The sequence below is a fragment of the Rhizorhabdus wittichii genome (assembly GCF_017607425.1).
In the GTDB taxonomy this organism is placed as follows: Bacteria; Pseudomonadota; Alphaproteobacteria; order Sphingomonadales; family Sphingomonadaceae; genus Rhizorhabdus; species Rhizorhabdus wittichii.
Genome location: NZ_CP059319.1, coordinates 563569 through 586234 on the forward strand (window position 1 = coordinate 563569; position 22666 = coordinate 586234).

The following is a 22666-nucleotide window of genomic DNA, read 5'->3' on the forward strand; positions in this document are numbered from 1 at the left end:
GAAATTTGGTGCACCCGACAGGATTCGAACCTGTGACCTACGCCTTCGGAGCTAGAACTACAGCGCTACGACAGGCTTGCCAACCCAACGCTAGAGCACGCTAAACCACTGTTTATGCGGCGTTTTATTGACTCATGAGGTTCTCTGAGCTACGCCAACGACACCCACTGTTTTCGATCCCGTGGTGAGTTTTTGGTGAGTTTTTTGAGCCCGCTCTAGCGAGGTGCATATGTCGAAACTTACGAAAACCGTCGTGGACAAGGCTGAGCCACGCGACCGGCAATATACCGTTTGGTGCGGCGAGCTGAAGGGCTTTGGCGTCTTCGTCCTGCCTTCCGGCACCCGAACCTACTTCGTCGATTACCGGAACGCCAACAATGTGCGACGCCGGATGAAGCTGGGCCGGCACGGTCAGATCACCGCCGAGCAGGCGCGCACGCTGGCCATTCAAGCCCTGGCGGATGTCTCCAAGGGCAACGACCCGCTCGAAGATCGGAACAGCGCGCGCAAGGCTATCTCGGTGAAGGAGCTGTGCGAGCTATACATCGCCGAACTCGATGCCGGCCGCATCCTCGGCAAGGGCGGGCGGCCGAAGAAGGCCAGCACCAAGATCACCGACCTCGGCCGGATCAACCGCCACATCATCCCGCTTCTGGGCAAGAAGCGCGTCACGCACGTCACCAAGGCGGACGTGACGGCCATGATGAAGGACATCATGGCGGGCAAGACGCGCGGGATCGAGAAGACCGAGAAGCTGCGCGGCAAGTCGATCGTGCGCGGCGGCATCGGCGTCGCCAGCCGCACCGTTGGCCTCCTGGGCGGCATTTTCACCTATGCGCGGGACGAGCTAGGCATCATTGACGTGAATCCAGCGCACGGCGTCCGCAAGCCCAAGGATGCGGTGCGATCGCGGCGCCTAAACGAGGACGAGTATCGCACGCTCGGTCTCATCCTCACCAAGGCCGCCGAAGACGAACGCTACACTCGCACCGTCGAGATGATCCGACAGATCGCCATGTCGGGCTGTCGCCGCAGTGAGATCATCAAGCTGCGCAAGGACGAACTCGACACCGCGGGAAGCTGCTTCAGGTTCGAGGATACGAAGGAGGGCCAGTCGGTCCGGCCGATGGGCTTGCCTGTTCTGGAGTATTTCGACGAACAGGGTATGAGCAGCGACAGCCCCTATGTGTTTCCGGGCACGCGAAACAGCGACAAGCCGTTCGGCAGCTTCCCCCGGCATTGGGCGAAGATTTTTGCCGACACGGAGTTGGCCGACCTCACCGCGCATGTGCTGCGTCACAGCTTCGCCAGTATGGCGAATGATCTGGGCTTCACAGAGATCACCATCGCGGCGCTGCTCGGTCATGCGTCTGGGTCGGTCACAAGCCGGTACGTGCATACGCTTGATGCGGCGCTCGTCATGGCAGCGGATACGGTCTCTGGATATATCGCTGCGCTGCTTAGCGGAGCGAAGCTATCCCATACGCACTACGCGCTCGATCGCAGCTCCAGAAAGGCGGCGCTGGTCCGTTTTCTGACGCCGCGCCCGGAAGCGCCGCCTCAACCGGAAGAACCGGAACGCCTCGCGGCCTGACGGACCTGGGCGATGCGGCGTGAGGCATGAGCGAGTTTGGCGAAGGCTATCGGGACGTTAGGGTACGCGGTTTCGAGCGCGACCGGGCGATGCTGCTGGCCGGCATAGAGAACGGCCAACTCGACATCGCCATCATGATCGGCGAGGCACCCTAGCCGAGACGCCCTTCGGCGCGCTCGCTTGGAAAGGTGCGGCGGGCGAGCTGCCGCACACGATGTCTGAGATTTCAGGCTTTAGTAGCCGACGGTGAAGCGCTGCCGGACGTGGGTCGGCGTTTCGATCTCGTCCACGAGCGCGACGGCAAAATCCTCGAAGGAAATGTTGCTGCCGTTCTCGTTGGCCAGGAGCTGGTCCTTGCCGAGGCGGAACCTTCCTGTGCGCTCGCCGGGCTCGAAGACGGCCGACGGCGCGAGGAAGGTCCAGTTCAGCGTATCTTCGGCCTTGAGCTTGTCGAGGAAGTCCACGCCCGCCTGGGCCTCGACCTTGTAGATCTCGGGGAATTCCGGGGTATCGAGCAGCATCTTGCCGGGCGCCACTTCCAGGCCGCCGGCCCCGCCGACGACGTAATAGCGGCGCACGCCGGAAGCCTTGACGGCAGCGATGAGCTTGTTCGCATCACTTGCGGAAAAGAGCACCGAGCTGATGACCAGATCATGGCCTTTCACAAGCTCGGCAAGCGCTTCGGTGGCTTCGATGTCGCCCGCAATCGCGGTGACGCCCGGAAGCGAAGCGACCCTGGCAGGGTCGCGCGCAATGGCGGTGACGGTATGCCCGCGGTTCGAAAGCTCGGCCAGAATGCGCGAGCCGACCCGGCCGGAAGCGCCAATAAGAGCGATGTTCATGATACTATCCTTTCTGTTGAGAGTTATGCGGTGACGGTGAGGTCTTCGATCGCAGCAATCAGGCGGTCGGGACCGTGGTAAAGGATTTGGCCGTCGAGAGCGGTCGGCTTGCCGTCGATCACGGCCACCAGTTGGGGCACGCCACGGATGCCGAGCTCGTTCATGCGGCCCTGCGACGCTTCGATGCGGTCGAGCGTGCGCTGACGCAGTTCGGCATCGCTGCGCAACCTGTCGGCAAAGTCTTCGGCCGTCAGATCGATCCCGTTCTCGCCGGCGACCGCAACGGCCACCTTCGCCACGTCTTCTTCCCTGGCCGTGTCGCGCCCGTCGATATAGCGGGCGATCTGCACGGCATGGAGGAAGGCGGGTTCGAGCTTTGCATCGCGTTCGCCCAGCGCCTGCAACGCCAGCGTGGCGGGGGCAGAGCTGAACACCCCATCGGGGGCGAGCAGGACATTCTGGTGGTAGCGCTCGGTATATTGCTGGCCGGTCAGCGACTGGATCCGCTGGTCATTGCGCCAGGCGTGATCCGCCATCGAAGAGACGGGCCGGCTGCCAACGAATAGCCCGGATGGCATCATGCTCAGTTGGCCCGGGTATCTGGCGGCGAGACCCTCGAGAGCCGGCGCACTGGCGTAGCACCAGCCGCAGAAGGGGTCGAAGAAATACTGGAGTTCAATGGTCTGGGTCATAGCGGTCTCCTTTTGTCGAAGACATATGTACTGTCGCGCCAAATGGAGATAAACAGCGTTATGATCGACAGAATGTTGCGTAAAACGAGCGAATAACCATGGACCGGATTACGGCCGCCCGCGTTTTTATCGAGACCGTTGAGCGCGGCAGCGCCACGGCGGCGGCCGAGGCGCTGGACATGTCGCGCGCCATGGCGTCCCGGTACATCGCCTCGATCGAGGACTGGTCGGGAACTCGGCTGCTGCACCGCACGACGCGGCGGCTCAGCCTGACCTCGGCCGGCGAGCGCGTCCTCGAACTATGCAAGGAAATGGTCCGCATCGCCGACGCCGTCTCCGAGGTGGCGGCAGACGCCGCAACGCCCAGGGGCAGGTTGAGAGTGACTGCCCCGACCATCCTCGCTGACGCGCTTCTTGTCCCGTTGCTGGCGGAATTTGCGCGTGACTATCCCCGCATCAAAGTGGATGTGCTCATTTCCGACAGATCCGTGGATCTGGTGCAGGATCGGATCGACGTCGCCACCCGGATCGCCAACAATCTCGACCCGTCGCTTATCGCCAGGCGTTTGGGAACGTGCCAGTCGCAGCTTTACGCTGCGCCGGCCTATCTGGACGCCCGCGGGCGGCCGGTCAGCGTCGACGACCTGAGAGAGCATCAGTGCCTGACCTATACCAATCTGGGCGGTGCCGAATGGACACTCCGGGATGGGCACACCCAAGTCTCGATACCGGTAGCGGGCAGCTTCGAGACCAACGACACGGTGGCCCTGCGGCGCGCGGCGATCGCCGGCATGGGGATCGCGATGCTGCCGCGCTTCGCCGCCGAACAAGACGTCCAAGATGGCAGGCTCGAAACGGTGCTTGCGGAATGGCAGCCCGAAACATTGGGCATCCACGCGCTCTATGTTTCCCGGCGTCATCTGCCGATGGCAGCGCGGGTTCTCATCGATTTCCTCGGAAAGAACATTGAGACATAAGACGAGAAACAGGTGGGTCTGCTTTCCCGCACCAAGAGCGGGGGGTCTGTTTCCTAACCCCGACATGACCCCGATCGACTATTTCAATCATCCCGCTCCTCACCTCATTTGCTCGACATCGGAGATTGCGGACGGTCGGATGCTGACCCTTGAAGATCGGCGGCCTGAAATCATGCACGCCGAGCATTCCCGAATTCGCGCGCGGCCTGGATAAAGGCGCTGAAAGCGGCACGGGGATTTTTGCGGCCGGGATAATGGGCGCAAAGCGGGGCGACCGACGGCATCCAGTCTTCGAGAACGCGTTCGAGCCATCCGGCGGCAATGTCGTCGCCAATATCGGCTTCCATGAAGAAGCCAATGCCCGCGCCGTCGAGAACTGCAAGCCGAACCAGGCTCGACTTATTGAGGGTTCAGGCGCAAGCGTGCCACACAAGCCTGTTTGCGTAGATGGCCGATTTTCCAACTCTGCCGCTTGGAAGCGGTCGGGCAGGAATCCACCCCTGTGCTGCCATTCAGCCGCCGCTCCATTTAGGAGGGTCACGGAGGGCCATAGCGTGTAGACGTAGTTCCCCGTTTCGTCGTTCTCGGCCCGCCTACACGGTCAGTCCGGCCATGTTCATCAACAGCCGAAACAGGACCGCGACGATTGCCAGCACGCCGACGCTGGCGACCCAGATCAGCACGAGCCAGCCGATGCGGCGCGGCCAGAGCTTCTTGTCCCGCCTGTCGGACGACATCAGTGATAGCCCTCGCCGGGCTTCACCTTGCCGCGGAAGACGTAATAGGACCAGGCGGTGTAGACGAGGATGAAGGGGATGATGAGCAGGGCCCCGACCAGCGTGAAGCCCATGCTTTGTGCCGGGCCGGCGGCATCCCAGATCGAGATGTCCGGCGGGATGATGTTGGGCCACAGGCTGATCCCGAACCCGGTATATCCAAGGAACAGCAGAAACAGCGCCAGGATGAATGGCGCGGCGTGACTCTCACGCTTCAGACTCCTCAGAAGTGCCCATGTCGCCAGAACGACCAGCACCGGCACCGGGGCGAAGAAGAAGAGGTTGGGCAAGGAGTACCAGCGGGCCGCGATGTCGGCATGGACGAAGGGTGTCCAGAGACTGACGATGGCGGTCGCTGCGAGGACGGCCAAGGTGATCGGCTTGCCCAGCGCGCGCATCCGCTGCTGCAACGCCCCTTCGGTTTTCATGACGAGCCAGGTTGCCCCGAGCAGTGCATAGCCGATGACCAGCGCGACGCCGGTGAACAGGCTGAATGGGGACAGCCAGTCGAGGAACCCGCCAGCATAGGCGTCCTTGCTGACCTCGAAACCGTTGATGAACCCGCCGAGCGCTAGCCCCTGCGAGAAGGTCGCGATATAGGATCCCCACATGAAGGCCTTGTCCCAGAACGGCTTGTGCGCCTCGTCCGCCTTGAACCGGAACTCGAACGCGACGCCGCGCCAGATCAGCCCGGCCAGCATCATCATCAGCGGCAGATAGAGCGCGCTCAGGATCACGGCATAGGCAAGCGGAAAGGCGGCGAGAAGCGCCGCGCCGCCAAGCACGAGCCATGTCTCGTTGCCGTCCCAGACCGGCGCCACGCTGTTGACCATGACATCCCGGTCCTCCCTGCCCTTCACGAAGGGGAACAGGATGCCGATGCCCAGGTCGAAGCCGTCCATGATGACGTACATCATCAGCCCGAAGCCGATGATGATCGCCCAGATCAGAGGAAGATCGATACCCATGATATGTCCTCCTCAGTACAGCGACGGATCGATGTCGTCGGGTGCGGCCGAGAGCGGCCGCGCCGGACGTTGCGATTGGTCGAGGTCATGCGGGGGCGCTTCATCCTCGCCTGGATGCGGTCCTTTGGCGACGAGCTTGAGCATGTAGCTGATGCCGGTTCCGAACACGATCGCATACATGACGATGAAGACAATCAGCGTGGTCGAAAGCACCAGTGCCGAGTGGTTCGAGACCGCGTCCTTGGTGCGCATCACCCCATAGACGATCCAGGGCTGCCGACCGATCTCGGTGGTAAACCAACCGGCGAGGATGGCGATCAGGCCAGCCGGTCCCATCCACATGGCAAAGCGCAGGAAAAGCTTCGATCGGAACAATCCGCCGCGCCAGCGCAACCACAGGCTCCAGACGCCGAGCACCAGCATCAGCACGCCGAGCCCGACCATGATGCGAAAGCTCCAGAACACCACGAGCGAATTCGGGCGGTCCTCGCGGGCGAATTCCTTGAGCCCCGGAAACTGGCCGTTCCACTCATGCGTGAGGATCAGGCTGCCGAGATGGGGTATCTCGACGGCGTAGCGCGTCGTCTCCGCTTCCATGTCGGGCATCCCGAACAGGATGAGCGGCACCCCCTCGCCGGGCGTGTTCTCCCAATGCCCCTCCATCGCCGCGATCTTGGCCGGTTGATACTTCAGTGTGTTCAGGCCGTGTATGTCGCCGATGAATATCTGGATCGGCGCGACGATGAGCAGCATCCACATCGCCATCGACAGCATCGTGCGCACGCGCGGCGTATCGTTGCCGCGCAGGAGATGCCAGGCCCCCGATGCACCGACGAAGAGCGCCGTCGCGAGGAAAGCGGCCACGGTCATATGGGCGAGGCGGTAGGGGAAGGAGGGGTTGAAGATCACTTTGAACCAGTCGACCGGAACGACGACGCCGTTGATGATCTCATAACCCTGCGGCGTCTGCATCCAGCTGTTCGATGCCAGAATCCAGGTCGCCGAGACCAATGTACCAAGCGCCACCATGATGGTCGCGAAGAAGTGGAGGCCCGGTCCGACCCTGTTCCAGCCGAACAGCATGACGCCCAGGAAGCCCGCTTCGAGAAAGAACGCCGTCAACACCTCATAGGCGAGCAGCGGGCCGGTGATCGAACCGGCGAAAGACGAGAAATAGCTCCAGTTGGTGCCGAATTGATAGGCCATGACCAGGCCGGAAACGACGCCCATGGCGAAATTGACGGCGAAGATCTTCGACCAGAAATGGTAGAGGTCGCGATAGACCGTGTCTTTCTTCCACAGCCACAGCCCTTCGAGGACGGCGAGATAGCTGGCGAGCCCGATAGTGATCGCGGGAAAGATGATGTGGAAGGAGATGGTGAAGCCGAACTGAATGCGCGCCAGTTCCAATGCGGTCAGTCCGAGCATGCTATTCCCCCTGCGTCTCGCTCTCTGCGTCGGCCTCAGCGACGATCGATAGCCCAGGTGGCAGCGTGAAAGCCACAGCGGGTTTGGGCCGGGCATCGACCGAGAGGCTGAAAATGTCCGGACGCGCATAATGGCCGACGACGTCGAGGTCGTATTTACCGCGCGCGATGACGCGGTCCAGTTCCGTCAGCTGGATTGTCTCGCCCGTGAAATCCGGTTCGACGAGCACATTGCCGAGCGGGTCGACGATGCAGGACATATCGGGCGGATTTAGGTGAGACTCTGCAGAACACCGAGGGCGTGAACAGTAGTTGAAATAACGCCAGCAGCAAGAAGAATCCAAATTGTGTCAATATTCGTCTTCAGAAGAAATGCAAAGCTAACCAAGGCGATCACTATATCGACAGGATTCGTAAGTGCATCTTTAGCGAGAGGGATGGCCGAAGCGACCAGAAGGCCCGCGCTTGCGGTTATGACAGCATCTAAGATTGAGCGCACACGCGGATTTTTCATCTTTCGCCCAACAAAATGGGTCATTGGAATGATAAGAAACGCAGGTGTAATCGTTGCCAGCCAACCAGTGATCGCGCCCGGAATGCCAGCGACGAAGTAGCCAACGCTGACAAAATATAATCCCACGGGTCCTGGCACGCTCCGCGTAATCATGACCGCTTCGTTCAACTGCGCGGTAGTGAGGACGTGGCTATGGATGACTAGGCTATCTTGGATTACTGGCAATGACGCAAGTCCAGAAAAAGCCGACAAAGACCCTCGTAAGAATACGATATAGAGTTCAAATAAATTCATCGGTGTCCCGTGTAACGACTGCGCCTGTCAGTGCTGCTAGCAATAGAACGTCGAAAGCGGGGACACCAAAAAAGGTGTAAAGCACGAAGGCTGTAATCGCGATGATGACAACACGAGGCTTGGCGCGGCCGTGCAATTGGGAATGGGCGATCTCCCAACCGGCTTTGACGGTGATTGAAACTGCGGCGGCAATAGCGCCATGGATCGCGGGTTGAGCCCAAGGGTTGTGCTGCAAATCACGGAATAATGCCGTCGCGGCAAAGATTATTAGGCTGCAAGGGATGGAGCCCGCCAACAATGCGGTTACGGCACCGGGAATGCCGCGCAATGTCCAGCCCACGCCCGTTCCGAAAGCAAAGAGGTTTGTACCGGGCACGAGCCGAGCCAAGATGAAAACAAGATTGAACTGATCATTGGTGAGCCAATGACGCTTATGGAATATCTCCCGGTACATGACCGCCACGCCGGCGCTTCCGCCCCCAAACGTGAAATTGCCGTACCGGACGGAAACGTAAGCGATCTCTGCTAAGGAAGGTGGCTTAGAAGGTGGGGATTCGAGATCTTCCATTCGTACCCCTTCTGGAGATCACCGTGTAACCGCCGACATGGACTCTTTAAGGTGCGATGCAGCCGTAAGCGGTTGTGTCGAACTTAGCTTCTTATACGCTTGGCGTTGCAACTCCGCTTCACTGTGCAGCCACTCGCGGAACGCCAATAACGCTGGATCCTCCTTACGCATCGGCCGATAGGCCAGATACCAGTCTTCATATTTAAGCTCGCTGACAGGAAAGGGGGAAACCAGACGGCCTGCCGCCAGCGCGTCACTGACATACGGAAGTTGTGCGACGGCGATTCCTACTCCGTCAAGAACGGCTTGAATTGCCATCGCGGAACTCTCGAACAGCACCTCATTGGCAGGCTGGATCGACGCATGCAGGCCTGCCGCTTGGAACCACCAAGTCCATTGTTCACGCAAATGAGCAACGACGATTAAGGTGGCACTGCTGAGATCGCGAGGGTGCCGCAGGCCTGCTGCCATCGTCGGCGTGCAGACTGGTATCAGTGTCGACGCGAAGAGCTCCTCGGCAGCATAGCCAGGCCAGTCACCAGTGCCGCGCCGCACGGCGCATGTCCAATCGTCGCGCATCGGATGCATTGCACCGCCGGCAGAGACTCGCACCTCAACATCGGGATGGTTGCGATTGAAGTTCGTCAACCGCGGAATAAGCCAGTGCAAAGCAAAGGCGGGGGAAACTCCTACGGTGAGCACTGGCCCTGCCTGCATCACGGTCACCTGCTCGGTGAGTCGCGCGATCGCATCGAAGGCGTCTGTAAGGCCTGGCTGGAAAGCCCGACCCTGATCGGTAAATTCAAGCTTGTTCGCACGACGATGGAAAAGCCCGAACCCGAGCTGATTCTCCAGAAGTCGCACCATATGGCTCACGGCCGTTGACGTGACATTCAATTCCTCTGCTGCCGCCTTGAAGCTGCCATGCCTTCCAGCCGCTTCGAAGGCGCGCAAACCGTTCAAAGAGGGTAGTTGGCGATGCATTGAGACCCCTAATATATGTTGGGCTAACCGTGAGAAATTTGCGTTTGCTACCTGCGCCTATCGGAGCAATCTTAAGCGCAGAGGCGGATAATTTCTATGCGTAAATTTGCTCCCGGTATCAAAATCGCCATTAGCTTGATTGCCGTTGCAATCATAGTGGTGGCCATTGCAAGCCTGGTTCCACGAGGGCCCATGCACCACGGGTGGGACTGGCCTTGGCACGATTGGTGGCATTCTCAGACCGGCAGTGCAGTTGGCCTCAGCGGCAAGGTCCGATGATAGCGTAAGCTGGCGGGCAGCCACAGCCTGACCCGGCTATCCATCCAGCAACGAGCTCGCGCCATGCGGCTCTATGGTGGCCCGACGTGCGAGGAGCTTCAAATGACGACCATATCGAGCATCCCAAGAATCATGGTCGCGGCAATGGGCGCCTTGTGTATCCTTCAAGCAGCGCCGGCCGCGAGCCAGGTAAAGCATGGTGTGATACCGCACGCGCCGCTCCTGAAAACGCTCTTGCCCGGCACGGCGAACGTCGAGGTCGCGGTTTACGAGACGGAATATGCTCCCGGTGCGATCAATCCGCGACACCTCCATCCGGCGGCCGTCACCTTCTATGTCGTGTCAGGAACAGGTGTTTGGCAGGAGGAGGGGAAGCCCGCGGTAACGCTGCGCGCGGGCGACAGCTTGTATGTTCCTGCCGGCACGATCCATTCTCACTGGAATCCCAGCGCAACGAAGCCTCTACGGTTCCTGGAGTTCATCGTAGCCGAGAAAGGGAAAGGGCGCTCTATTCCGGACCCCATAAAAAAGTGAGGTTCCATGGGCTCCAAGGGAGCGACTGCATGACCGCAGGCCTCCCCGCACTTCTCGCTCTCGCCGGGTGCAGCCTGGCGCCGGCCTATCACCGGCCTGATCCGGCCATCCCGCCATCGTGGTCGGCTGGCGCACCAGACCTGCGAGCCGACGAAGCGGCGTTGCCGGCGGTCAGCTACCGCGAAATATTCCGCGATCCACATCTGCTAGCGATCATCGGCCAGGCACTGGCCAACAATCAGGACCTGCGCGTGGCACTCGCAAATGTTGCGGCGGCGCGCGCGCAATCGCGAGTGGCGCAAGCGCAGATACTGCCGCAGCTGGACGTCACCGCCGGTGCCGACGTCCGGCATGGCGAAGCGGGCGGCGCCAGCAACAACCTTCCCGGCAAGAGCTACGCGCTCGACGGCGGTCTCAGCGGCTTCGAAGTGGACCTGTTCGGACGGTTGAGCAACCTGAGCACGGCCGCCTTCAATGAATATCTGGGGACCGAAGCAGCGCTGCGGTCGGCACGGCTGACCTTGGTGGCGCAGGTTGCCGTCACCTACTTGACCCTTGCCGCCGATCGCAGCCTGCTGGCCATCGCGGTTGATACGGAGGACAGTGCGACACGCAGCGTTGAACTCACCCGAGTGCGGTTGGCGGGGGGGCTCGCCCCGCGCACCGATCTGCGTCAGGCCGAGACCATTCTGTCGCAGGCGCAGTCGGACAAGGCGCAACTGACTACGCAGGTCGCGCAGGATCGTGCCGCGCTCGACCTGCTGGTCGGCGCGCCGGTCGCCGACGCGGACCTGCCGGCGGCGATCGAAACGGTCGAGGGGCTGCGGGCAGCGATACCGGCTGGGCTCGATTCGCGAATTCTGCTACGACGGCCCGACGTCTTGCAGGCGGAATATGCGCTGCGCGCCGCCAACGCCCGCATCGGTGCCGCCCGTGCCGCCTTTTTCCCAACCATCTCGCTGACCGCCGTCGCCGGACTAGCAAGCACCGCCTTGTCGGCGCTGTTCACCGGTGGCGCGTTCAATTGGCAGGTCGCCCCGCAAGCAACGCTGCCGATCTTCGACGGCGGTGCCAATCGCGGCAATCTGGCCTTTGCGAAGGCCGAACGCGACGCGGCGACAGCCAAGTATCAGAAGGCGATCCAGACCGCGTTCAGCGATGTCGCCACCGCCCTCGCACGGCGCGCGACGATCGATGATCAATTGGCCGCCGATACCAGGCTTGAGGCCGCCGCCGCCGACACGCTGACCCTGGCCACCGCGCGTTACCAGCGCGGAATCGACACATACCTTGACCTTCTGGATGCTCAGCGGACGCTGTATCAGGCACGCCGCACCGTCGCCAACACGCGGCTGGTGCGCGCCACCAACCTAGTTGCCGTCTACCGTGCGCTCGGCGGCGACCAGCTTGTCGACACCCTGCCTCCGCCGACCGGCAATGGCGGCTAAGCCGCCTCTCTTTTGGCTGCCCGACTGGCTTCGACACCGATGTCGGGGCGCCGGGCTGAGGCACAGTGGCAATGTCGCAGCCTATGCCGCGTAGCCGCTTCGAAGGCGCGCCATCCTCTCAAAGAGAATAGATGGCAAGTCATTATGACCATAAACTTAGATTGGGCTAACGGTGAGAAATTCGCATTTGTTGCTCAAGATTATTGGGGGCATCTTGTACGGCATAGCGGAGAATTACTATGCGTAAATTTGCTCATGACGTCAAAACGATCATCGGTTTGTTCGTTGCCATAAGCATAGTGGTGGACTCTGGCAACACGGTGGGACAATAGTGAATCCGCCTGCTAGGCGCCGCCCTATCCGACAACGTCGTATCGTTCTCATTTGCGCGATTACCGCTCTCCTTGCAATTGGGGCGGTCACTTACTGGCATTTGGCGAGTCCCAAGAGCAAGCTCCCCACACACACGCCAGTGCCGGTAAGCACCGCTGTTGCTAGTCGACAGGATGTACCTGTCTATCAAACCGGGCTTGGCATCGTTCAGGCATCTTTGACCGTCGACATTCGGCCCCAGGTCGATGGGACAATGCAGGACGTGGTATTCGTCGAAGGACAGAATGTAAGAAAAGGCGATGTGCTCGCGAGGATAGACCCACGCCTGTTCAAGGCTGCGCTCGACCAGGCTCTGGCAAAAAAAGCTCAGGATACCGCGCTGCTCGTTTCCGCCAGGAAAGATCTCGAGCGGTATAAGGCATTGGTCCTGTTGGAGGCGATAGCGCGGCAAACCGTCGACCATCAACAGGCGACAGTCGATCAACTGGAAGCATCCATTGCCGCAGACGAAGCCGCGATCGAGACGGCGCGAACGCAACTCTCCTACACGACAATCCGCGCGCCAAACGACGGACGGATTGGTATTCGCTCGGTCGATCCTGGCAACCTGGTGCATGTGTCCGACGCACAGCCGATCGCCGTGCTGACGCGGATCAGGCCGTCGGCAGTTCTGTTCAGTTTGCCAGCGCGCTTCCTCGACGACGTTCGTGGCGCTTTGGCCGTCGGTGCGGTTGAAGTGACGGCATTGGACCAGGACAATTTGCGTCCCCTCGGCACCGGAAGGCTCCTCCTCGTGGACGGTACGGTCGATCAGGCCACCGATACCATTCGTCTGAAAGCCATCTTCCCCAATGATGATGAACGGCTCTGGCCTGGTGAGTTCGTCAACGCGCGTTTGTTGCTCAAGACACTCGACAATGTCGTCGTGGTTCCATCGGCTGCGGTCCAACGAGGGCCGAAGGGCTTATTTCTATGGCTCGTGACAGGGCATAACACGGCTGAAACCCGGCAGATCAAGACCGGGCCATCGAGTGGCGATCTGACGGTGATCACGTCGGGTCTTCGCGAGGGTGAGCGTGTTGTGACGGCGGGACAGTTCAAGCTGAAGCGCAATGCGCAGGTACAGATCAGGGCCACGTTATCGATGTCGCCAAGGCCCGAGGGCGTTAGGTGAATCTCTCCGCACCATTCATCGCGCGGCCAGTCGCAACGACATTGCTGATGGCGGCCTTGGCGTTCCTCGGCATTGCCGCATTTCCGCTCCTGCCCGTGGCTCCGCTGCCGCAGGTGGATTTCCCGACCGTTCAAGTCACCGCGACGCTTAGCGGAGCGAGCGCCGAGACGATGGCTTCATCAGTTGCGACGCCGCTGGAGCGCCAACTCGGGCAAATCGCGGGCGTTACCCAGATGACATCGGTTAGCGCTCTGGGCGCGACATCCATCACGGTTCAATTTGATCTCGATCGCAACATCGATTCCGCTGCGCAGGATGTGCAGGCGGCGATCAACGCCGCATCCAAGACCTTGCCGCAATCGATGACGACGCCGCCGACCTATAAGAAGCTGAATCCGGCCGACGCACCCATCCTCGTCCTTTCGGCAAGTTCAGACACCATCCCGCTGACCGGCGTCAATGAATATGCCGACAATTATCTCGCCCAGAAAATCTCCCAAGTCCCCGGCGTGGCCCAGGTTTCGCTCGGCGGCGAGCAGAAGCAGGCGATCCGTATCCAAGTTGATCCAGCCAAGCTCGCCTCGCGCGGATTGACACTCGAGGAGATACGGCCCGTCCTTGCCAGCGCCACGACGGAGAGTGCCAAGGGAGCACTCGACACTGGCAAGCTGAGCTTCACAATTCGCGCAAACGACCAGATCACCGAAGCAAAAAAATTCGATGATGTCGTACTCGCTTACCGTGACGGCGCCCCTGTCAGAGTCAGCGACGTCGGTCAGGCAGTTTTCGCCGCATCCGATCGAACCGCGGCGGCCTATGACAATAATAAGCCCGCGATCCTTCTCACGATCTATAAGCAGCCAGGCGCCAACGTCATCGACACCGTTGACCGGATTAAGGCGCAACTGCCCAGCCTCACAGTCGACATCCCACCGGCCATCACGATCCACACCGTTCTGGACCGAACGACCACCATCCGCGCCTCGGTGCACGACGTCGAGTTTACGCTCCTCTTGACCATCGGTCTCGTCGTGATGGTGGTCCTGCTTTTCCTGCGCAATATCTGGGCGACGGTGATCCCGAGCATCACGATCGTGCTCGCGCTGCTGGGATCGTTCGCGGCCATGTATATGCTTGGGTTCAGTCTCGACAATCTGTCTCTGATGGCCTTGACGATAGCTGTCGGCTTCGTCGTCGATGACGCGATTGTCGTCGTCGAAAATATCTACCGTCATCTCGAAAATGGAGCGCAGCCCTTTGAAGCTGCGCTGAAAGGCTCACGCGAAATCGCATTTACAGTGCTATCCATCAGCTTCTCGTTGGTCGCCGTTTTCATCCCGCTTTTGCTGATGGGTGGAATTGTCGGCCGTTTGTTTCGAGAGTTTGCGCTAACCGTGACGGCGGCGATCGCAGTCTCAGTGCTGGTGTCGCTCACGCTCGCGCCGATGCTCTGCTCGCGCTTCATGCGCCGGGAGGCGCCCGCGGGTCACGGCCGCGTCTACCGCGCTCTCGAAGCGTTCTTCAACACGATGCTATCCGGCTATCAGCGCACGCTTGACATTGTGCTGCGCCATCAGGCGGCCACCCTGGGCGTGTTCTTCCTGACGGTGATGTTGGCCGTGGTCATGGCCATCCAGATACCCAAAGGCTTTTTTCCAATTCAGGACACCGGCCTGATCGGCGGCTTGGCGGAGGCCGCTCAGGAGGTATCGCCCGAGGAGATGAAGCGTCTCCAACGCCTGCTCGGCGATGTCATCCTCAAGGACCCTGGTGTTGAGGGAGTTGCCTCATGGACAGGGAGCACCGGTGGCAACGGCAATGCGCAGACTGCGAATACCGCTCGCTTTTATATCGTTCTCAAGCCGCGCGATGAGCGCACGAAGACAGCATCCCAGATTATCGATCGTTTGAGACCGCAAATTGCAAAAGTCCAGGGCGTCAAGCTCTCCATGTCAGCGACACAGGACATCACCGTAGGCGGCCGCTCTTCGCGCGGCAGTTTTCAATATACCTTGCAGAGCGCCGATAACATCGAGTTGACTACGTGGACGCAGAAGATGCTCGAGAAAATGCGCGAACTGCCGGAACTCGCGGACGTTGCCACTGACCTTCTCGCTGAAGCGCCACTGCTCACCGTGGACATCAATCGGGACCAGGCCTCGCGCTTTGGGATTTCGGCACAAATGATCGACGATACGCTCAACGATGCCTACGGACAGCGACAGGTCACGCAATATTTCACTCAACTCAGTACATATCCGATCATTCTCGAGGCGACGCCGTCACTGCAGCGCACGCTTGCATCGCTCGATCGGCTCTATGTGCGGTCTCCGCTGACGGGCACTCCGGTAGCGCTTTCCGCGCTTGTGAAAGTGGATACCTCCCACATTGGCTCATTATCGGTAACGCATCAGGGCCAATTTCCGGCTGTTACCCTGTCGTTCAATCTTCGGCCTGGTGTTGCGTTAGGGGAGGCTGTCACCGCCATCAACCGTGCCGCAGATGAGATCAACATGCCGGGGACAGTGACCGGCGCGTTCCAGGGTAATGCGGAGGCGTTCCAGGCATCTCTGTCGACGATGCCCGTGCTTATTATCGCCGCGCTCGTCGTTATCTATATCATTCTCGGCATCTTATATGAGAGCTTCATTCATCCGTTGACCATCCTGTCCACATTGCCGTCGGCCGGCGTCGGGGCGCTGCTTGCGCTGTGGATGGGAAATATGGATCTTTCGGTGATCGGCATCATCGCGATCATCCTATTGATCGGCATCGTCAAGAAAAATGGCATTATGCTGGTCGATTTTGCCATCGTCGCCGAGCGAGACCGGCATCTTACGCCAGCCCAAGCCATTCGCGAGGCGTGTCTCTTGCGTTTCCGCCCTATCCTGATGACGACGGGGGCGGCATTGATGGCTGGCATTCCGCTCGCGCTCGGCACCGGCACTGGTTCGGAGCTGCGTCAACCGCTCGGCTATGCGATAATCGGCGGACTTGTGTTTAGTCAGTTGCTCACGCTCTACACGACGCCGGTAATCTATCTTTATCTCGACCGGTTTCAAATATGGATAAAGAAAAGTGACTAAATTTACTTATTCCGCTCAGCATAAGACAACTTTAAAAATAAGCCATAGTTCCGAGATTTATTACGCATAATTATAGGAAAATATTTGACTGAACTTCGTCAACTTCGCTATTTGATCGCAGCGGATGAGGCGGGTAGCTTCAGCCGAGCGGCCCGCAATCTGAACATCAAGCAAGCCACACTCAGCCGACACATCCTGCAGATCGAGAAGCGCCTAGGCATGGTGCTCTTCAACCGCATGACGCGCGGCGCTACGCTGACGCCGAACGGTATGATCTATCTGCGCACGGCACAGCGCATCGTAAGGGAGTTCGAGGAACTAAACGCTTGGGTCCGCGCCACGAACGACGGTCATGTCGGCAATCTCGGTATCGGCTTCTACACCTCTTTCTCCGCTGGCAATTTGCGCGCGACCGTGACCGAGTTCGGCGAACGCTATCCCGATGTCAGGGTGCGCGGGTTCGAACGAGACCGCGATATGCTGCTGGCCGGCATAGAGAACGGCCTGCTCGACATCGCGATCATGATTGGCGAAGCGCCTTACCGGGGACTGATGAGCCGCCCACTCTGGAGCGAGCGTATATTGGTGGCGATGCCGGAAGGCCATCCGCTGGCCGAACGCGAACGCATCCACTGGACCGACCTGACCCGCGAACGCTTCCTGTTGACCGAACGAGATCCCGGCCCAGAGACGCGCAACATGCTTTTGGGCAAGCTCGGGATGCCCGGCTACACGCCCGAGATCGACATGAACGACGTTAGCCGTGAAACGGTGCTGAGCGCCATCGCGCCGGGCGGGCACATGTCGATCGTTGCGGAATCAGCGCTCGGCATCCAGGTGCCGGGTGTTGTGTTTCGCGAAGTTCATGAGACCAACGGCCACATACGAGTCGGTTTCTCGGGCTACTGGCGCGACGACAATGAGAATGCGGTGTTGCGTCGGTTCCTCGATTTTGTGGCCGTCCGCTATTCGCTACCGCCCTTGTCGGGGTCGCATCCTCCGCCTCAGCAATCAGAATTGGGACCGCCATGACGCAGGGCAAGACACTTATCATCGTGCTGATAGCACTAATCGTCGGATTCGGGGCGGGCATCGTCCTACGGCCGGTGATTATCCCTGTCGGTCAGACAAGGGCCGTCGCCGGCCCACCTCTTGCCGCCCCGGCGCCCCCCGGGGCACGCAGCACGCAATATTTCGCGGCGCATCTAGATGAAGGGCGCCGGATCGTAGCGGGCTGCGCCCAGGGAACGGTGCGCGGAAACGAGTGCGCCAATGCCGAGCAGGCCGTCACCGAGGCCGATGGCCGGGATCGCTTCAAGCGTTTTCTGGGCAAGTAGAGCGGACGCTCCCTCACTTCGCCTGGGCGCGATGCCGGCGAAAGGCGCGATCGGTCTCCATGAACCGGGTCAGCATCGGCGCGACCAGCTTGTCGGGCTTTACCGGCGGTTCCCCGGTTTCGGCGGCGAGTGCTGTGGCATAGGCAACGAGATCGCGATGGACGGCGGCGGGCAATTCTACCGTGAGCTTCACCGGCCGGTCATCGGCCAGCGGTCCCAGCTTCAATTTCGTCATCGTGTCGCTCCAATGGGTTCGAGCACCAGGTCGCGCGTGATGACCACGCGCAACGGATAGCCCGGCCGGATGGTGAGCGTCGGCTGCACGTCCAGTTGTCGCCGCACAAGCTGCTGGCCGCTCTGGTTGATGGTGTCCTGGCTTCCCCGGCGCAGCGCGCGGGTAAGATCGTCGTCCCCGTCCGCGCCCAGCTCGGCGCCCACGCCAAGCAAGGTCGAGATCGCGGCCGCCTTGAGCATGTTGCCCCAATGCTGGTCCACGCGGTCCTGTAGCCCAGCGAAGCCCGCTGCATCGGCGCCGGGCTGGCGCTCGAGAACGATCGAGCGGCCGTCCGGCATTATCAGCCGGTCCCAGGCAAGCAGCACGCGGGTCTGGCCGGCGGCGATGTCGCTGTCATATTCGCCGATCAGCCGCGCGCCCTGCTGAATGAGCAGAATGCGCCCGGTGATGCTGTCATAGACGTTGGCCGTCACCTGGGCGGTGATCTGACCGGGGAGATCGGAACGGATGCCGGTGATGAGTGCGGCCGGGATGATGCTGCCGGCTTGTATGATGTTGGGCGATGCTGGCAGCGCAAGCCGTTCGCCGCTCACCGTGTTCAGGTCGGACGCTCGCGCCATGAAGGCGCGCTTGGCGGCCTGGTCTCCCTGCGCCGCACCGCCAACTTGCGGCGCCGCCGCCCGATCCGGCGCGATCGTGGCCGGCTGCACGGCCGCGCCGGCGTTCTGTGCGCCGTGGCCTAGGAACACCGAACTGGTGCGCGCCGCGTCGCGTTCCTGGATGATACGTTGCCGAGCAGTCTCCGCCGCCTGCGCGCGAGGATCGGACGGCGCGCCGGATGCACCGATCGGCGACACGGGCACGTTCTCGCCCCGCTGCTGTGCCGAGACGATAGGACGGCCGAGATCGCCGGGAAGCGGCGGGCCAAGCCGAGGCGCCTGCGTATAGTCTTTCGGCGCTGACGTGATCGCCTCGGCCGTTGCGCGGCCATTGGTGTTGTAGAGTTCCTTGGCCTCGCGATGGCCGGCGGGCTTGAGCGCATAGATCAGCGAGCCGCCAATACAGAGGCCGGTGGTGATGCCAAGGACAGCCAGGGTTTTGCGCGACAGGCGCATGACGCGCGGTGTCGGCCCGCGAAGCTGAAAGGCTTGCGGATCGGATGCGGGCGCTTGCGGGCTTCCCGTTTCCGGTGCGGGCGTATCGGCGGGATCGCTCACGACCGCCCCTTTCGTCCGTCGTCACGCTCGATGCGCACATGCTGTTCGCTGTGCTTGTCGCCCAGGCGCAGCTCGGCGGCGGCGAACAGGCGGTCCACCACCATGTAGCGGCCCTGGACGCGATAGTTGACCAGCTCGGCGTTGCCGGTCGCGCCGATCACGAACAGCGGCGGCATCTCGCCCTGCGAGATCCCGGCCGGAAACTCGATATAGACCTGTCGGCCATCGTCGAAGGCGCGCAGCGGCGTCCACGGCGCGCGGTCGCCGTCGATGCGGTAGCGGAAATTGAGCGCGGCGACGTTCACCCCGGTCGCCACCGGCGCGGCGGAGGCCGCCGCCGCGTTCCGGCCCGCCAGCGCAAGCAGCGCGTCGTGCGGATAGGTCCAGGATACCGACGCCATGTAGGTTGCGGGCGTGGCGCGCAGTTCCAGATGATAGGTGCGCCGGTCGCTGTTGATGACCAGGTTGGTCGTGATGTCCGGCCGGGTCGGCTTCACCAGAATATGCACGCGCGCGGTAGGACCAGCGCCGCTTGTCGTGTCGCCGATGATCCAGCGCACAGTGTCGCCGGCGGCGACAGGGCCTGGCCCGACGAGCTGCTCGCCCTCCTGCAAGGCGATGTCCGTCACCTGGCCGGGCGCGGCATAGACCTGATAAAGCGCGCCGTCGGCCCACGGATATTGCTGGATGGAATTGAGGAAGCCGTCGCGCACGGGTTGCATACGCGCCGCCGCGTTGGCCGCACTGACACGGTTGCGCGGATCGGCCGCCTCGGGCGACGGGGCGCTCGGCGTCAGCCGCTTTAGCTGGCCGGGTAATGGCAGAGGTTCGGGGATCGTCACCACTTTGACGGGCTTGAGCGGTTCCGGCGCCAGGGTTGCGGCGATCTCGGTCGGCGGGTCGTCATAGGCAATGGCGGGCGGCTTCGCCGATGTGGTGGCGCATCCGCCCAGCACCGCGGCGGACGCAAGCAGGACCGCCGAGGCGGAACGGTGAAAAGGCACATGCGTCATTGCGACAGCTCCTTTGACCAGTTGAGGGCGTTGACGAATACGCCGAGCGGATTCTTGCGCAGCGCGTCGGGCGTGCGCGGCGGTTGCACGACGATGGTGAGGATGGCCGACCACCGCTCGGTCGCGGCGAGGCTTCCGTCCTGGTAATGGCGTTCGGTCCAGGCGACGCGGAAGCTGTCGGGCGAGGCCCGGATGACGCTCGATACGTCCACCGCGACCTGCGCCTTGCCGATCTGCGCGAACGGGTCATTGGCGCGGGCGTAATCGTTGAGCGCCGCCGCGCCCTTGTCGGTCGTGAAGTCGTAGGCGCGCAGCCAGTTCTGGCGCACCACGATCGGATCATCGGGGATCGAGCGCACCTCCTCGATGAAGCGGGCGAGGTGGAAGGCGATCTGTGGATCGGTCGGGTGATAGCCGGCCTCGGCCGGTGCGACCGCCTGGGCCTGGCCCAGCCGATCGACCTCCACCACCCAGGGAACGATGGTGCCGCGGGCCGACTGCCAGACGAGGCCGCCGGCCAGCCCACCGGCGAGGGCCAGCGCGCCGAAGAAGGCGAGGCGCCAGTTCTTCGCCTGGACGCGGGCAGAGCCGATCCGATCGTCCCACGCCTGCACGGCGCGTTGATAGGGCGTGACGGGTTCGGGCATCTGGCCGTAGCGGATTGTCGGGCGTCGGAACATGGGCTCAGTCCTTCTCCTTGATGTCGGGACCACCGCCGCCGCCGTGGCTGTCGCCGGATTTCATCGTGTGCGTGAGAATGGTGGCGCCGTGGGTCACGGACTGGCGGTGCTTCATTGCAGCAGCCCAGGCGGGTGCGCCGGAGGCGCTGGAAGCAGGAACTGAACCGGCCGCAGCGGTGGTGGCCGCGGGTGCAGGGCCGCCGGTAATGGTGCCGCCGGTGGCGGTGAATCCGCCGCGCGCACCGGAACGGAAACTGGCCTTCATCGCCGCGCCGCCCTTGGCGGCCGCGTTGCGTAACGGGGAGAGGACGGCGTTGGCCGCGCTTCCCGCCGCGGCCTGACCGGCTGCGGCCATACCGCCTGCGACAGCGCCGGCCCCGGTCTTGCCGAGGGAGCCGAGGCTATAGGCGCTCGTTGCCCCGCCCGCCATCTGCGCCCCGCCGCGCGCGGCGGCGGCGGTCATCCGGCCGGCCGTGCCCATAGCGGACCCGGCGGCACCCATGCCGAGCCGCGTGAGCGCAGCGCCGCCAACCAAAGCACCGCCTGCCGCCAGCGCCGTGCCTGCCGCAGCGCCCGCCCCGAGTTGGGGGCCGCCCGAGACGATACCGTTGGCGATGCCGGGGCCGAAGATTGCGAGGCCGAGCAACGACAGTGCGGCGAGTGCGATCGCCATGACCTGATTGATGTCCGGCTCGACACCGAGGTTGGCGCTGGTGAACTGATTGAACAGCGTCGTGCCGATGCCGGTGATGACGGCGAGCACGAGCACCTTGATGCCGGTCGAGACGACGTGGCCCAGGACGCGCTCGGCCATGAAGGCGGTCTTGTTGAAGAAGGCGAAGGGGAGCAGGACGAACCCGGCGAGCGTGACCAATTTGAACTCGATCAGCGTGATGAAAACCTGCACGGCGATGATGAAGAAGGCCAAGACGACGATCAGCCAGGCGATCAGCAGCACGAGGATCAGCGCGAGGTTCGCGAAGACGGCCCAAAGGCTGGAATACTGGCCTGCCGCGTCGAGCAGCGGCTTGGCCGCCTGAAGGCCGGTGGCGGCGATCGTGCCCGGCTTCATAAAGTCCGCGATCGACATGCCGCCGCCGCTCGCCTGGAGGCCGAGCCCGGCGAAGCTCTCGAAGACGATGGTGGCGAGGTTCTGGAAGTTACCGATGATGAACGCGAAGGTGCCGATGTAGAGCGTCTTCTTGACGAGCCGCTGAAGCACGTCCTCGTCCGCGCCCCAGGCCCAGAACAGGCCGGCGATGGTCAGGTCGATGGCGATGAGCGTGGTCGAGAGAAACGCGACCTCATGCCCGAGCAGCCCGAATCCACTGTCGATGTAGGTGCTGAAGACCGACAGGAAGGTGTCGATGACGCCGGTGTCGTTCATGGCGCGACGCCTTCGGCATCGGTCGGCATGTTCCCGTCGCTCGGGTGTCCGGGTGCTGGCATGGCCTGGTGAAAGAAGCGCCGCCGGTTTGCGGCCCAGGCCGCTTCGCAGCCGCTATCGGGCATGGTGAGCGTGGCGCAGCGGTCGAGTTCGCGCGCAAGCCGGTCACGGCCTTCGTCCGCCGGCAAGACGAGGTGCGGCGCGGACGCGGGCTTGCGATCATCGGTAGCGGCGACGATCGCCACCGCCATCATCATGCCGGCCAGCGCCGCCACCCCCGCGATCTTCGCCGTGCGCGACATCGCGA

Annotated in this window: 25 protein-coding genes; 10 read left to right on the forward strand and 15 right to left on the reverse strand. The window is 62.1% G+C overall.

The window, feature by feature from the left end; genetic code table 11:
- Window positions 1-229: 229 nt before the first annotated feature.
- Together HRJ34_RS02795 and HRJ34_RS29425 are read left to right on the forward strand one after the other, a co-directional pair.
- Window positions 230-1594: a tyrosine-type recombinase/integrase gene (locus HRJ34_RS02795; RefSeq protein ID WP_208633280.1), complete on the forward strand. Its 1365-nt coding sequence runs from the start codon at window positions 230-232 to the stop codon at window positions 1592-1594.
- A 26-nt stretch (window positions 1595-1620) separates the two neighbouring features.
- Window positions 1621-1749 carry a hypothetical protein gene (locus tag HRJ34_RS29425; protein ID WP_264319419.1) on the forward strand — a complete coding sequence of 43 codons (129 nt, stop codon included), beginning with the start codon at window positions 1621-1623 and terminating at the stop codon, window positions 1747-1749.
- 78 nt (window positions 1750-1827) lie between these two features.
- On the opposite strand, the gene HRJ34_RS02805 is transcribed toward HRJ34_RS29425, so the two are convergent.
- Both HRJ34_RS02805 and HRJ34_RS02810 read right to left on the reverse strand, forming a co-directional pair.
- Window positions 1828-2436: an NAD(P)-dependent oxidoreductase gene (locus HRJ34_RS02805; RefSeq protein WP_119036635.1), complete on the reverse strand. Its 609-nt coding sequence runs from the start codon at window positions 2434-2436 to the stop codon at window positions 1828-1830.
- Between the two features lie 23 nt (window positions 2437-2459).
- Window positions 2460-3128 (reverse strand): DsbA family protein, encoded by a 669-nt coding sequence (locus HRJ34_RS02810; protein WP_208633281.1) that lies wholly within the window; start codon window positions 3126-3128, stop codon window positions 2460-2462.
- Between the two features lie 98 nt (window positions 3129-3226).
- Between HRJ34_RS02810 and HRJ34_RS02815 the strand changes: the two genes are divergently transcribed.
- The gene (locus HRJ34_RS02815; RefSeq protein ID WP_208633282.1) at window positions 3227-4105 is read left to right on the forward strand and encodes a LysR family transcriptional regulator; all 879 of its coding nucleotides are present in this window, start codon (window positions 3227-3229) and stop codon (window positions 4103-4105) included.
- A 170-nt stretch (window positions 4106-4275) separates the two neighbouring features.
- On the opposite strand, the gene HRJ34_RS02820 is transcribed toward HRJ34_RS02815, so the two are convergent.
- From HRJ34_RS02820 to HRJ34_RS02835, 4 genes are all read right to left on the reverse strand, one after another.
- The gene (locus HRJ34_RS02820) at window positions 4276-4497 is read right to left on the reverse strand and encodes a type 2 periplasmic-binding domain-containing protein (protein WP_208634308.1); all 222 of its coding nucleotides are present in this window, start codon (window positions 4495-4497) and stop codon (window positions 4276-4278) included.
- Window positions 4498-4698: 201 nt separating this feature from the next.
- Window positions 4699-4842 (reverse strand): DUF2474 domain-containing protein, encoded by a 144-nt coding sequence (locus tag HRJ34_RS02825; RefSeq protein ID WP_119036632.1) that lies wholly within the window; start codon window positions 4840-4842, stop codon window positions 4699-4701.
- Complete coding sequence (cydB, locus tag HRJ34_RS02830; protein ID WP_208633283.1) at window positions 4842-5849, reverse strand: cytochrome d ubiquinol oxidase subunit II; 1008 nt, start codon at window positions 5847-5849, stop codon at window positions 4842-4844. The genes HRJ34_RS02825 and cydB overlap by 1 nt, the downstream gene beginning before the upstream one ends.
- A 12-nt stretch (window positions 5850-5861) precedes the next feature.
- Window positions 5862-7277, reverse strand: coding sequence for a cytochrome ubiquinol oxidase subunit I (locus tag HRJ34_RS02835; protein WP_208634309.1), 1416 nt, complete (start codon window positions 7275-7277; stop codon window positions 5862-5864).
- Window positions 7278-7407: 130 nt separating this feature from the next.
- On the opposite strand from HRJ34_RS02835, the gene HRJ34_RS29540 reads away from it, so the two are divergent.
- Window positions 7408-7551 carry a hypothetical protein gene (locus tag HRJ34_RS29540; RefSeq protein ID WP_208633284.1) on the forward strand — a complete coding sequence of 48 codons (144 nt, stop codon included), beginning with the start codon at window positions 7408-7410 and terminating at the stop codon, window positions 7549-7551.
- On the opposite strand, the gene HRJ34_RS02845 is transcribed toward HRJ34_RS29540, so the two are convergent.
- From HRJ34_RS02845 to gcvA, 3 genes are read right to left on the reverse strand one after another with little or no spacing between them, the layout of a single operon-like run.
- Window positions 7548-8084, reverse strand: a complete 537-nt coding sequence (locus tag HRJ34_RS02845) for a chromate transporter (RefSeq protein WP_208633285.1) — start codon at window positions 8082-8084, stop codon at window positions 7548-7550. The genes HRJ34_RS29540 and HRJ34_RS02845 overlap by 4 nt on opposite strands.
- On the reverse strand, window positions 8071-8652 hold the full coding sequence (locus HRJ34_RS02850; protein WP_208633286.1) for a chromate transporter: 582 nt from the start codon (window positions 8650-8652) through the stop codon (window positions 8071-8073). The genes HRJ34_RS02845 and HRJ34_RS02850 overlap by 14 nt, the downstream gene beginning before the upstream one ends.
- Before the next feature lie 18 nt (window positions 8653-8670).
- The gene (gene gcvA / locus HRJ34_RS02855; protein ID WP_208633287.1) at window positions 8671-9636 is read right to left on the reverse strand and encodes a transcriptional regulator GcvA; all 966 of its coding nucleotides are present in this window, start codon (window positions 9634-9636) and stop codon (window positions 8671-8673) included.
- A 381-nt stretch (window positions 9637-10017) separates the two neighbouring features.
- Between gcvA and HRJ34_RS02860 the strand changes: the two genes are divergently transcribed.
- The 6 genes from HRJ34_RS02860 (at window position 10018) to HRJ34_RS02885 (ending at window position 17827) form a co-directional block, all read left to right on the forward strand.
- Entirely contained in the window at window positions 10018-10449 is a 432-nt protein-coding gene (locus HRJ34_RS02860) for a cupin domain-containing protein (RefSeq protein ID WP_119037240.1), read from the forward strand.
- Window positions 10450-10478: 29 nt separating this feature from the next.
- Window positions 10479-11897, forward strand: a complete 1419-nt coding sequence (locus HRJ34_RS02865; RefSeq protein WP_208633288.1) for an efflux transporter outer membrane subunit — start codon at window positions 10479-10481, stop codon at window positions 11895-11897.
- A 472-nt stretch (window positions 11898-12369) separates the two neighbouring features.
- Entirely contained in the window at window positions 12370-13404 is a 1035-nt protein-coding gene (locus HRJ34_RS02870) for an efflux RND transporter periplasmic adaptor subunit (protein ID WP_226949187.1), read from the forward strand.
- Entirely contained in the window at window positions 13401-16490 is a 3090-nt protein-coding gene (locus tag HRJ34_RS02875) for an efflux RND transporter permease subunit (RefSeq protein WP_208633290.1), read from the forward strand. The genes HRJ34_RS02870 and HRJ34_RS02875 overlap by 4 nt, the downstream gene beginning before the upstream one ends.
- An 84-nt stretch (window positions 16491-16574) precedes the next feature.
- Complete coding sequence (locus tag HRJ34_RS02880) at window positions 16575-17522, forward strand: LysR family transcriptional regulator (protein WP_208633291.1); 948 nt, start codon at window positions 16575-16577, stop codon at window positions 17520-17522.
- On the forward strand, window positions 17519-17827 hold the full coding sequence (locus HRJ34_RS02885; RefSeq protein ID WP_208633292.1) for a hypothetical protein: 309 nt from the start codon (window positions 17519-17521) through the stop codon (window positions 17825-17827). The genes HRJ34_RS02880 and HRJ34_RS02885 overlap by 4 nt, the downstream gene beginning before the upstream one ends.
- A 13-nt stretch (window positions 17828-17840) precedes the next feature.
- Here HRJ34_RS02885 and HRJ34_RS02890 read toward each other — a convergent pair whose 3' ends face one another.
- The 6 genes from HRJ34_RS02890 to trbK-alt are packed head-to-tail and all read right to left on the reverse strand — an operon-like array spanning window position 17841 to window position 22661.
- The gene (locus HRJ34_RS02890; protein WP_208633293.1) at window positions 17841-18062 is read right to left on the reverse strand and encodes a DUF2274 domain-containing protein; all 222 of its coding nucleotides are present in this window, start codon (window positions 18060-18062) and stop codon (window positions 17841-17843) included.
- Window positions 18059-19279, reverse strand: a complete 1221-nt coding sequence (locus HRJ34_RS02895; protein WP_208633294.1) for a TrbI/VirB10 family protein — start codon at window positions 19277-19279, stop codon at window positions 18059-18061. The genes HRJ34_RS02890 and HRJ34_RS02895 overlap by 4 nt, the downstream gene beginning before the upstream one ends.
- A complete protein-coding gene (trbG, locus tag HRJ34_RS02900) occupies window positions 19276-20292 on the reverse strand; it encodes a P-type conjugative transfer protein TrbG (RefSeq protein WP_208633295.1) in 1017 nt (338 codons plus the stop codon). The genes HRJ34_RS02895 and trbG overlap by 4 nt, the downstream gene beginning before the upstream one ends.
- Complete coding sequence (gene trbF / locus HRJ34_RS02905) at window positions 20289-20972, reverse strand: conjugal transfer protein TrbF (protein WP_208633296.1); 684 nt, start codon at window positions 20970-20972, stop codon at window positions 20289-20291. The genes trbG and trbF overlap by 4 nt, the downstream gene beginning before the upstream one ends.
- 4 nt (window positions 20973-20976) lie before the next feature.
- Window positions 20977-22359, reverse strand: coding sequence for a P-type conjugative transfer protein TrbL (trbL, locus tag HRJ34_RS02910; RefSeq protein WP_208633297.1), 1383 nt, complete (start codon window positions 22357-22359; stop codon window positions 20977-20979).
- Complete coding sequence (gene trbK-alt / locus HRJ34_RS02915; RefSeq protein ID WP_208633298.1) at window positions 22356-22661, reverse strand: putative entry exclusion protein TrbK-alt; 306 nt, start codon at window positions 22659-22661, stop codon at window positions 22356-22358. Before trbK-alt ends, trbL begins: the two co-directional genes overlap by 4 nt.
- Window positions 22662-22666: the final 5 nt, after the last annotated feature.